Below are 12,187 nucleotides of genomic sequence, written 5' to 3'. Positions count from 1 at the left end.
CAATTTATAAATTGCCCTAATCCTCTGCTTAAAGAACTGCACAAGCGGCGGGTCGCCCGTACGCCAGAACTCGCTAAGCGCTAAATTGGACGCAATGAGGACAGACCACTAAAACCTGGTACGCAGTAATGTTTCCGTCCCCTGACTGGGAATTGGTAGGGTTGGACTCTATAGGTTTGAATATTTTATCGAAAATTTTGGGTTTAAAACCCCGTCGTTCTACGACGGCTTTTCTTGGTTTTTAATGTAAGACTTCAGAACCTCTAATGGTGCGCCACCGATTGAAGATACAAAATAACTAGGCGACCATAAAGATTCTTTTCCGTAGGGTTTAGGGAATCTGGCTTGCCCATATCTACGACTGTCAACTCCTTTTAAAGCATTTACTATGACAGAAATAGAGAGTTGAGGAGGGTATTCAACTAAGGTATGAATATGGTCTGACTCCCCATTAAATTCCAGCACTTGAAAATTCATTTTTTCAGCCACTTCTCTAAAAGACTTCAGGATTAACATCCGGCTCTCCACTGTCAAGATTTGGCGACGATACTTAGTCACACAGACCAAATGAATCTTTAAATCCGAAACAGACGCTCTTTTCGTCAAAGGGTTGACATCTACCAGACTCCTAGCTCTAGTTAATACAGACCAATACAATTTGACAGTATGAAGCTAAGATATCGATATCGAATTTACCCAACAGACCAACAAAAGAGATTGATGTCTCAATTGTTCGGACGCTGTCGGGTAATATTTAACGATGCCTTAGCATATTGTCAATAACAATAGCGTGCGGGTAACAAAAAGCCTAAGTTAAAGGAACTTTCTCAAAGACTTACAGAACTCAAAAAAACCGAGGAGAAAATCTGGTTGGGAGAAGTTTCTTCTATTCCCTTACAACAGTCTTTAAGAGATTTAGAGCAGGCTTACTCTAACTTTTTAAAATCCTGTAAAGGACAAAGAAAAGGTAAGAAAGTTAAACCTCCCAAGTTTAAAAAGCGTAAATCTAAGCAATCCGCTAGATTTATGGATCATGGTTTTAAACACCTTAATTCCGATTACATTTACATCGCTAAAATTGGTGATATTAAAGTAGTCTGGAGTAGAGAGTTACCCACAAAACCTTCTAGTGCTACCTTAATCAAAGACAGTGCTGATAGGTATTTTGTCAGTTTTGTTGTTGAGTTTAATCCTCAACCCTTACCGGAAAACCAAAATTCTGTAGGAATTGATTTAGGAATCACTTATTTTTCCACATTAAGCAATGGTGAGAAAGTTAAATCTCCTAATCCTTTAAAGAAACAACTAAAGCGTTTAAGAAGATGACAACGTAATTGGTCGAGGAAACAGAAAGGCAGTCAAAGAAGGGAAGTTGCTAGAAAGAAATTAGCTAAACTTCACGCCAAGATTTCTGATACCAGAAACGATTTTCTTCAGAAATTGTCAACTCGGATTATTCGTGAAAACCAAACGATAGTCTTGGAAGATTTAAAGGTTTCAGGGATGATGAAAAACCGAAAACTATCCCGTGCTATTTCGGATTTGGGTTGGCGCAGTTTGAGAACAATGCTAGAAGTTAAATCTGTTATGTACGGGCGTGATTTTCGTGTCATTGATAGATGGATTCCCACTTATCAAACCGGTTCTGGCTGCGGTTTTCGCGGTGGTAAAAAAGAATTAAATATGAGAGAGTGGACTTGTTTAAATTGTGGCACATCTCACGATAGAGATGTTAACGCTGCGATTAATATTAAGGTCGCCGGAGGGCATTTGGAGACTTTAAACGGATGTGGAGAGAGGGTCATACTTTCTGTAAAGAAAGCACATCTCAATGAAGCGTCAACCCGTCCAGCATTTCAACAATTGTCAATCTTTGATTTGTTGAAATAGATGGAATCCCCGTTAGCGCACGCCGGGACGGATAGGCGGATGTCAATACAGTCCTCTGTTTCCTAAAGTGCAACTATTTGCAGTTGGGAAGGAAGGCGACAGGCTCACACAGAGGAAACAGCATATGCATGGCTGACGATCGCTTTAGTGGTGGTAGGTGTCGCGTTTGAGCGAGTCGTAGTTTGGGGTTGGTTGGCTGTGGGAAACGCAGTTGTCTGGTTTTTGGATACTTAGGCGATCGCATCCCCGTTTAGTTAGTCGTCTTTTAGAGGCTATTGTCCGGTGGGAAGTGCGGTTGTCTGGTTTTCTAATCTTCGAGAACCCCAAGGCAAGCTGAGTAGGGGCGGGTGCGCGATCAGCCACGGGAAAAACCAGCCAACTATATACACCCGCCCGCGGGTGCGCGATCAGCCACGGGAAAAACCAGCCAACTATATACACCCGCCCGCGGGTGCGCGATCAGCCACGGGAAAAACCAGCCAACTATATACACCCGCCCGCGGGTGCGCGATCAGCCACGGGAAAAACCAGCCAACTATATACACCCGCCCGCGGGTGCGCGATCAGCCACGGGAAAAACCAGCCAACTATATACACCCGCCCGCGGGTGCGCGATCAGCCACGGGAAAAACCAGCCAACTATATACACCCGCCCGCGGGTGCGCGATCAGCCACGGGAAAAACCAGCCAACTATATACACCCGCCCGCGGGTGCGCGATCAGCCACGGGAAAAACCAGCCAACTATATACACCCGCCCGCGGGTGCGCGATCAGCCACGGGAAAAACCAGCCAACTATATACACCCGCCCGCGGGTGCGCGATCAGCCACGGGAAAAACCAGCCAACTATATACACCCGCCCGCGGGTGCGCGATCAGCCATCGGAAACACCAGCACCACTCGCACACAGACCATGCCTTGGCAGCGAAACGCCCAGAGACCCAGCGAACAGAGGAAAAACCAGCCAACCCCATACACCAATTATTAATTATTAATTATTAATTATTAATTCCAGCCAACTATATACACTCGCCCCCAGGGTGCGCGATCAGCCATCGGAAACACCAGCACCACTCGCACACAGACCATGCCTTGGCAGCGAAACGCCCAGAGACCCAGCGAACAGAGGAAAAACCAGCCAACCCCATACACCAATTATTAATTATTAATTATTAATTATTAATTCCAGCCAACTATATACACTCGCCCCCAGGGTGCGCGATCAGCCATCGGAAACACCAGCACCACTCGCACACAGACCATGCCTTGGCAGCGAAACGCCCAGAGACCCAGCGAACAGAGGAAAAACCAGCCAACCCCATACACCAATTATTAATTATTAATTATTAATTATTAATTCCAGCCAACTATATACACTCGCCCCCAGGGTGCGCGATCAGCCATCGGAAACACCAGCACCACTCGCACACAGACCATGCCTTGGCAGCGAAACGCCCAGAGACCCAGCGAACAGAGGAAAAACCAGCCAACCCCATACACCAATTATTAATTATTAATTATTAATTATTAATTCCAGCCAACTATATACACTCGCCCCCAGGGTGCGCGATCAGCCATCGGAAACACCAGCACCACTCGCACACAGACCATGCCTTGGCAGCGAAACGCCCAGAGACCCAGCGAACAGAGGAAAAACCAGCCAACCCCATACACCAATTATTAATTATTAATTATTAATTATTAATTCCAGCCAACTATATACACCCGCCCCATAGGACCCAAACACCAGCACCACTCGCACACAGCTCTGCCCTTTGCACGGTACGGCTACAAGACTGGTAGGGGCGGGTGCTTGTAGGGGCGGGTGCAAGATCCGCTATCGGAAACACCAGCACCACTCGCACACAGACCATAGGACCCAAACACCAGCACGACTAGCACACAGCTCGAGTCTGATCGCCCGCCCCCAGCTTCACTTTAGCGCCTGCTGGTTTCCCGACAATTTCACCGCGTAACATTCGCCCCGCCGCTTCGAGTAATTGTTCTTCTAGGTAAGGCTTAGTAAAATAGCCTCTCGCGCCTAATTGATAAGCCATCTGGCGGTGTCTGTCAGCGCCCCTAGAAGTTAACATAGCAATAGGTAGACCTTCGAGTTGTGGGTCTTTCTGCATTCCGGAGAGAAGTTCCAAGCCGTCCATACGGGGCATTTCAATATCGCAGAAGACGATATCACAGGGTAAGCCAGATTTAAGTTTTTCCCAGGCTTCCTTACCGTCGCGGGCTTCTTCAACCCGATAGCCGGATTTTTCAAAGGTCATAGACAACAACGATCGCACTGTAATCGAATCATCAACAATCAGCACAGTCGGCTCAGTTTTAGAGGCGGGAGCATCTATGGGTTCACTGGGGAGATTATCATCCCCTATCATGGTATTATCAGTTCGGCGTACCCGATCAGTAGCCAGGTCAATTAATTCTAAAACATCGGCGATCGCCACAATTTGACCATCCCCCAAAACAGTCGCCCCGGCGATACCAATAGGTTTAGGTACCGGACCTTCAAGCTGTTTAATTACGATTTCCTGTTCTACCAAAACCTGATCAACTTGAACAGCCAGATAATTAAGCGCCGCCCGTAGTACAATCACAGAAATCATATCCTCTTCGATATTCGCACCATAAACACCGCCGCGACCCAAATGGCGTTTATAGGTAAGTAATTCCCGCAGGTGGCGGAAAGGCAGCACCGAACCCCGCCATTCTAGGGTCTGTTTACCGTCTGATCCTGTTTTAATTTGCTCACGAGGCACATCGATCATATCCTCCACCCCATCCATAGGGAAAGCAATCCGAGCCCGATCGCTAATACAACAAAGCGCCCGGGAGATACTCATATTGAGTGGGAGGCGGATCGTAAAGGTAGTTCCCTCTCCCAATACCGAATCGGTAGTAATATTGCCTCGAATTTCCGCCAAATTCGTCCGCACCACATCCATACCAACCCCTCTACCTGCAATATCACCCGCCTGATCCTGGGTAGTAAAACCCGGCAGGAAAAGCAAATTGTATGTATCATGGTCTGGCAGATTTGAAGCGGATTCCAGGGTCAATAAACCCTTCTGTATAGCTTTTTCCTTAACCCGATTCACATTAATTCCCGCCCCATCATCAGAAACCGATAACACCGTTTGGTTGCCTTGGTGGAAAACCTTAATGGTAATCTGACCCGTGGGCGACTTACCCGCCGCCTTACGGACTTCTGGGGATTCGATACCGTGAGCGATCGCATTATTTACCAAGTGAGTGAGAGGGTCGCGCAATTTACCCAAAAGCATTTTATCTATGAGGGTATCTCGACCTTCCACCACCAATTCCGCCTGTTTACCACACTTAATCGACAGATCCCGCACCGGACGTTTCAGGCCATCGGTTGCCCCGGCGAACTGTTCCATTCTCGCTTTATTCAAGCCTTCCTGTAACTGATTAGTTACTTGGCGCAGTTGGCGACTCACCTGATCTGCTTCTTCCACCAAGAATTCAATATCAGCGGCCGACTCTCGCACCCGCACCACCAACTCAATAATTTCTTGAGAGAGTGTGTGGAAGGGGGTAAAGCGATCGAGTTCTGTGGAGTCAAAAGTGTTAGGATCTGATCTAGTCGGGTGTTCATCACCACCGCCATGATAACTTCCGTGGAAAGAAGCTGATTTTTGCCGATTAGACAATAGGGAAATTTCCAGCAGTGATCGCTCATAGAAATCCTGCATCCGCTGACCCACATCACTTAGCAGCGACACCTGATCCAGCAGGTTATCTAAAAACTGTCGCATCCTTTCTTGGTCTTGTTCCAGGCTATTGCGGTTAACCACCAGTTCCCCAATCAGGTTACTGAGATTATCCAATTCTTTCACCGGAACTTTAGCGATCGGATCAAACTTAGTAGTTTGAGATTTTTGATAAGACGGGCTATATTGGGCGGCTATGGGTTCTTCCAGCAGTTCAGCCAACTCCTTGAACTCATCATCCTCACAGTAGCGATCCCTCTGTTCTTCCCAGGTACTCGATTGCGCCCGGCTCGGTGCTGTTTCACCCAAAAGGCGATCGAGATCAGATAGCACCCCATCATCAGCATTATCATCATCAGTCGTATTTTGATCATCCGTAGACCCTAGCAAATCATCCAGGAGACTCAAATCATCTTCCCAATCACTATCTAACCCCACATCTGGAGTCGTGGTTATGTTGTCAGTTGTCTGCGACGGGGCTGGTAATGGTGTGCTTTCAGTTTTCGGTGCGTTACCCAGTTGGTCGGTTTTCCCAGTGTTTTTTTTGCTACCCAAGCTAACGCACTCTACGGTTTCCTCCGTGTCGCTACTACCAAACAAATCATCAAAATCAAACAAATCTGCAGTTCTATCATCCCACTTCGACTCAGGTGGCGTTTGAACCTGTTTGTCCTCAGCAATAGTGTCTACACTAGAGGTTAATTTGCCATTGTTGTTATCCTCACGGGCTAACACCTCAAACCAATCAAGATCCTCATCAGTCCCCCCATCTTGATTATCACTCTCCCAAGGATCCGGGGTATCTAATGATTGACCAATCCCTGTTGAACTTTCAGGCGCGACAGTTGTTTCCTGTTCCTCATCATCAAGTTCCAACAACTGTTGGATAAAATTATCCGGGTCATCATTACTACTTTTCTTGACAGGTTTAGAATCGGCTGGAGAATTTTCTGGGGTCGGTCGATCGCTTGATTCTAGTTCTTCTAACAGGAGGCTAGTTAAATCGTCATCATCATCAGAAACCGGCTTAAAGTTGCTTTCATTAGACGGCGGTTCATTGCTAAAAAAGCTGTCAAAATCTTCTGTATCACTGTTCAAGTCGGAAAGTTTATCAGCTTCTTCGAGCAGCCTTTCCTCTTCCCAAGCATCTTCAATACCGCCCCCATGACGATCAACCACCTCAAACAGATCCGCCAAACTTTTCAACTCTTCCGGTTGCATTTGCGGCCCTGGGGGGTGGCCGCTGTGTTCTTTTTCCATCTCCACAGAATCAACCAATGGGAAATCATCTAGTATTGATTCTGATGTCTTCTCCGGTTCCAAATCAATCTCATCAGTTTCTTCTACTTCCGAGTTCGTAGTTAAATCTAATTCCGACCAAAATTCATCATCAGCCGTTAAAATTCCCTTACCATTCCCATTCCCATTATCTACAGGAGGCAGTAATTTTGATAACTCCGAATCTACAACTATTTCACTTTCTCTATTACTTAGCACTAAATACTGAGCCTGTTTCATGCCAGTAATCACCACAGGAGCCAGAGTTTTATAGCTATTTGCCCCATAAGCGATCGCCTTTTCTACAGTGTCTAAAAATTGCACCCAGTGCATTTTATCAAAAGTTTCTCCACCCCTAGCCAATTCCCGACAAATTTCAATTAAGCGGTTTCTATTGGCGGTATTATCCGACTTTTTAAACAAATCCAGCATTTCCCGCAACCGTGAAGTTACATCACCACAAAAGAAAAGTTCTTCCGCACTATTGATCGCCTTAACTGTCACTTTCGGAGCAACCTTCACCGCCACAGGAGCCTGAGCCGGGGCTGTTTTCGGGACGCTAGTAGCACCTTCCGCCACTACACCATTTAGTTCCGATAGGTTTTTTAAATTATAGTTTAGTGCTTCAAAAACCGGCTCAACTTCCGTTAACAGGCTTTGGGAAGTTTCCTCTGTCAGTCCATAGGGACCCGACAGATTATCTATTAAAGCTTGCAGGGTATCAAATACTCGTAAAAATAGCGATTCTAGTTGTTGATCAACCTCAATATGAGATTGTTCCGTTATTTTTTCCAACGCTTTAAAGTTATCTTCCAGGCGATGGGCACTTTTTTGGATACTATGAAGACCGAGCATAGCTGCTCCCCCTTTCACCGAGTGAGCCGCCCGATACACCTCATATAATAGTTCTCGGTCTTCAATGGTACTTTGCAGATTCAGCAAGCCCTGTTCTATGGTATTGAGGTGGTCTCTCGCCTCCTCAATAAAGTAACCCATTATCCGTTGTTGTTGTTCTGGTTCCATGGCTTTTTAATAGTATAAATAAATGGACAATATTATTTTTTTAAAACTCAGACACTTACTCAGAAAATCACATTTTACGAGGGTTCATTAATCTTTGACTAGGAACTTTGGCTATTAACGTTCCGAAGGATCTACTCGGAACCTTTCCACCGAAGTTAGCAGATCTCGTGCTACTCCTACCAGGTTACTGAGGGCGCTGGCGACCCTTTGGGCTTCTTGGGATGTATCTTGGGCGCTTAGTTCTACCGCCTGCATTACTTCAGCCACCGCCCTAGCTGTTTCGTTTTGCTCAACCGTATCAGCCGTAATTGATCGCACCAAAACATCAATACGATTGGTTACTTGGATGATATCATCAAGCGATCGCTTCGCTTGTTCCGCCAGACGGGTCCCCTCAATTACTTGCTGGTTTCCTTCCTCCATTGCCATCATTACAGAACTGGTTTGGCTTTGGATCTGCATTACAATTTGTTCAATTTCCTTGAGGGACTTAGCCGACTTATCCGCCAGTTGTCGCACCTCATCAGCCACAATAGCAAAACCACGGCCTGCTTCTCCCGCCCTAGCCGCCTCAATACTAGCATTCAAAGCCAGTAAGTTAGTCCGCGAAGCAATATTAGAAATGATTGCGACAATTTTCGAGATTTCCTGAGAAGATTCAGCCAAACGCTTAACATCTCGCGTCGTTTCTGCCACTGTTTCCCTAATTTTCAAGATACCAGCCACAGTCATTTCTACCGCTTCACCACCCTTAGTTGCTACAGCCGCCGCCGTCCTGGCTACTTCCTCAGCTTCCTTGGCGCTATCTGCTACCCGTTGAATAGCATCAGTCAGCAGTTGCACCGAATTAAGAGTCGCGGCCAATTCCTCCGCTTGTCGCAAAGCATCCCCAGCCACATCTTTGGCAAAACTCGCACTATCCGTCGCTCCACGACTCACCTGACGAGCCGCTTGTTTCACCTGAACCACAATTTCCCGCAGGTTCTGAATTGTCAGGTTAAACGAGTCTGCTACCGCCCCCAGCACGTCTGCAGTCACCTCAGCGCTCACAGTCAAATCTCCTCGCGCCGCCCCTTCCACATCATCTAGGAGTCTAATCACTTGGCGCTGGAGGTTTTCCTTAGCCTCCTCCTGTTCTTCCGCCTTCCGTTGAGCTTCCCTGGTGGTGCTTTCAATGAACTGAGCCATGTAGTTAAATTTAGCGCACATTTGCCCCAGTTCATCTTCCGCGTAGACATTCACACGGGCATTAAGGTTTCCTCGTGCGATCGCATCAAACTGTTTTTGCAGGTCGCCAGTCGCCTTCTCTAGCTGTTGGCTGGTAATACGGCCCATAGCAAAAGCCGTCCCAAAACTACTAGCCCCAGCCACAATAGTCATCAACCAACCTGAGCGGCGTAGATAGTTAACCACTTCCCCTTGATAACTACTAGCAGCAACCTTAGTAGCAATATTAGTAGCCACAGCCACAGCAATCAAAGTTACTAACCCACTCCCCAATGCTATATAAAAAGACTTAGATCTGAGCGGCTTATTTTCCAGGAAGGCAAATGAGCCCTGTTCTACCGAAATATTAGTATCAACCGAGTCTTCTGATAGGTTAGAAAATGCCGTGATCGCCTCCCTTTCTGTGGGAGTATTGAACACATCATCCTCGTAGATCGCCGAGCTATCGTTATCTGGGATACTGCTAGACCTTCCCAGGAAATTACTATCGAGGTCATCATCATCCAAGTCAGCGCTATCGGGCATAAAAGCATATCCCGCCGCATCTGGAATCCCAAAACCCTCTACATCATCAAACTCTTCAAAATCCTCTAAAAATTCGTTGACTTGAGAACCAGAGGTTTGATTTGTCTTGTTGTGGGCGATCGCACCATTAGCCGTCCCATTGCTTACAGTTGACTCTTCCAGGCTATCGAGGTCAAACGTATCCGGGATATCATCCAGTTCAAACTCATCAGATACTGAATCATCAACCTGGTCAAACTCATCCAGATTTAAATCAGAGAAATTTTCTTCTTCCTCATCTAAATTATTATTTGGGGTCTTATTCAGGCTGATCTGATCAGGTTTCACCAATCCTTTTCCGTTACCATTACCGTTAGTTTCTGCCACAGTTTGATGCCTAGCATCAGCCATATCTTCTAGGGGAGAAAAAATATCATCCTCCTCTAGTTCCAGTTCTCCGATATCCAGTTCATCCTGCACATCGCCCAAATCCGGCGGTTTAATTTCAAGGGCAACATGATCAACTATCGTTTCATTAGTTATCGGCTCATCAGTTAAAGGTAGATCTGTCAGGCTGAAATCGTCACCCAAATCATCCCAACTGTCTTGATGTTCTTGAGTCACCCCAGGGGTATTTGTCGCGGGGGAGTCTTTATGGGGAGCATCGATTAAATCTTCCTCAAACAGTTCTTCTGGTAGTTGTTCAAGGGAGCCACTCATGGGGTCTTCTGGATCTAATCCTTCCGTCAACACCAGTTCATCCTCTTCGTCCATCACAAAGGGATCTGATGTTTCTAGGTCAAAATTCAAGTCAGGGTCTTCTTCTTCCTCGTCAGTTTCTTGCCCCTGAGCAAAGGGGTTATTTAACGGGTTGGTTAGGTCCGGGTCTACCTCATCATCTAGGTCGAAGTTGGAATCATCTACCAGGGGATTAGCTTCTAATTCTAGGGGATTAAAGTTATCTTCTTCTAAGGCAAATTCATCTTCTAGAGAGTCATTTAGTTCTTCACCCCCTACACTGGCTTTACCATTCAAGTTTTCCGGCTCTAGTTCATCTGCAGATATATCAAAATCACCCAGAACATCGTCGATCGCCTCTAAGTTTTCCTCTGTTCCTTCCTCAAATTCGAGGTTACTTAGTTCATCTAAATCATCCAAGGCTGACGATATATCTATTTCTTCCATGCCCATATCTTCGTCATCATACAAATCCAGAGCATCATCCAGGGTTTCTATAGTTGCCGAGGGTTTTTGGGGATATTTCCCTAGTTGTTGGGATGCTGCCGTTAATTCTTCCAACTCATCTAATTGTTCATCGATCGCATTTAGATCTAGTTCTTCTTCCAAATCAAGATCGAGGGAACCATTAGCATCATCACCTACCGAGCTCAAATCCTCTAGGATAGTTTCTTGAGCATCATCAAACTCATCATCCAAGCTAATATCTCCCAAAGACGAACCGGTCTCCGAGTCCTCGCAGAATTGACTAGCTTCTGTCAAGTAGTCTTCCGCCTGTTGTACCAATTCCGGGTCATCCGTAAGGCCGAGGACCACCTCATATTGTTCCCGTGCCACATCGTATTGTTGTAAACCGTAGTAAATGTGACCACACAGGAGGCGAGCGAATGGGTCTTCCGGGTAGTCTTCCACTAATTTATAGACTAAAGTAGCCGCCTCGTCCAATTTTCCATCTGTGTAGGCTGCCTCAGTTTTTTGGTACTCCTGCAGATATTCTGCACTTGCTGTCATTGGCCATTCCCCTTACGACTCTATAAAGTTACCGCAAAAATTACATTTAAAACTTCAAACAACTGTATTAGCTTAGTTAGTATCTTGATTACTGCTTCTCGGGTAAATGAAGGCAATATGATGATCACAACCTCCTCAATTGTAATCATCCTGGGAAAAAAGTAGTTATCTTGGACTTATTCAGATATGGGCTCTGGGTTCTAGTGCCTTTATATAGCTTATTTATACTGCCCACCGAGCCGATCGCAAAACGGCAATTTGGTCTAACAGGCGCAAAGGTTTATCTGGTGAATCCTCCAGAACCCACTCCCCTTTTATATAGGGAGCCATGCTATCGGGAACCTGAACTGGCGTTCTCATTTTTTCTATGGGTAGCCAGTCCATAGCCGTCAGATTGTTTATCGACTCTACTGCTAAACCCAACATAGTATCTTGGTCTTCTACGGCAATTACGGGAATTTCCGTGCGATCGGTGTTTAATTGCATTGTATCTCCCAAAAACTGTCCTAGATCAGCCACCCAAACCACTCGTCCCCTCAAGTTGAGAGTCCCCAACAGTAGGGATGATACATTGGGAATGGGAGTAATGCGGTCAATTGATTGAGATAGGACTTCTTTGATACCCATAGCGGGCAAGGCAAATTCGGCACCCGATGCCACAAAAAAACGCAGATGCAACTCACCCTCTGGGGTTTCTAGCTCCTGAAACTCGGAGCCGTCTGCACCTTGACCCGTGAGAAAATCGGGACTTCCAACCATTACCCCTCAC

At 46.2% G+C, this 12,187-nt stretch carries 6 protein-coding genes and 1 pseudogene; 2 read left to right on the top strand and 5 right to left on the bottom strand.

Going from position 1 to position 12,187, the window contains the following annotated elements:
* Positions 1 to 219 precede the first annotated feature (219 nt).
* The gene (gene tnpA, locus N39L_RS12310; protein WP_172973471.1) at positions 220 to 606 is read right to left on the bottom strand and encodes an IS200/IS605 family transposase; all 387 of its coding nucleotides are present in this window, start codon (positions 604 to 606) and stop codon (positions 220 to 222) included.
* A gap of 60 nt (positions 607 to 666) precedes the next feature.
* Here tnpA and N39L_RS12305 point away from each other — a divergent pair, with 60 nt between their 5' ends.
* Entirely contained in the window at positions 667 to 783 is a 117-nt protein-coding gene (locus tag N39L_RS12305) for a helix-turn-helix domain-containing protein (protein ID WP_014275361.1), read from the top strand.
* Positions 784 to 864: 81 nt separating this feature from the next.
* Positions 865 to 1,890 (top strand): annotated as a pseudogene (locus tag N39L_RS12300) (RNA-guided endonuclease InsQ/TnpB family protein).
* A gap of 144 nt (positions 1,891 to 2,034) precedes the next feature.
* Here the strand turns inward: N39L_RS12300 and N39L_RS12295 are convergent.
* From N39L_RS12295 to N39L_RS12280, 4 genes are all read right to left on the bottom strand, one after another.
* Positions 2,035 to 2,253, bottom strand: coding sequence for a hypothetical protein (locus tag N39L_RS12295; RefSeq protein WP_014275358.1), 219 nt, complete (start codon positions 2,251 to 2,253; stop codon positions 2,035 to 2,037).
* Positions 2,254 to 3,786: 1,533 nt separating this feature from the next.
* Entirely contained in the window at positions 3,787 to 7,938 is a 4,152-nt protein-coding gene (locus tag N39L_RS12290) for a hybrid sensor histidine kinase/response regulator (RefSeq protein ID WP_014275356.1), read from the bottom strand.
* A gap of 114 nt (positions 7,939 to 8,052) precedes the next feature.
* On the bottom strand, positions 8,053 to 11,418 hold the full coding sequence (locus tag N39L_RS12285; RefSeq protein ID WP_006617201.1) for a methyl-accepting chemotaxis protein: 3,366 nt from the start codon (positions 11,416 to 11,418) through the stop codon (positions 8,053 to 8,055).
* A 222-nt stretch (positions 11,419 to 11,640) separates the two neighbouring features.
* The gene (locus tag N39L_RS12280) at positions 11,641 to 12,177 is read right to left on the bottom strand and encodes a chemotaxis protein CheW (protein WP_006617200.1); all 537 of its coding nucleotides are present in this window, start codon (positions 12,175 to 12,177) and stop codon (positions 11,641 to 11,643) included.
* Positions 12,178 to 12,187: the final 10 nt, after the last annotated feature.

Origin of the sequence: Limnospira platensis NIES-39 (assembly GCF_026000695.1) — a bacterium.
Taxonomy (GTDB): Bacteria; Cyanobacteriota; Cyanobacteriia; order Cyanobacteriales; family Microcoleaceae; genus Limnospira; species Limnospira platensis.
This window is presented reverse-complemented; position numbering and strand designations above follow the sequence as displayed.

What these genes read in the sequence shown, in the direction of transcription:
- N39L_RS12280 (WP_006617200.1), bottom strand. Translation starts at nt 12,177, where the DNA reads ATGGTTGGAAGTCCCGATTTTCTCACGGGTCAAGGTGCAGACGGCTCC.
- N39L_RS12290 (WP_014275356.1), bottom strand. Translation starts at nt 7,938, where the DNA reads ATGGAACCAGAACAACAACAACGGATAATGGGTTACTTTATTGAGGAG.
- N39L_RS12305 (WP_014275361.1), top strand. Translation starts at nt 667, where the DNA reads ATGAAGCTAAGATATCGATATCGAATTTACCCAACAGACCAACAAAAG.
- N39L_RS12285 (WP_006617201.1), bottom strand. Translation starts at nt 11,418, where the DNA reads ATGACAGCAAGTGCAGAATATCTGCAGGAGTACCAAAAAACTGAGGCA.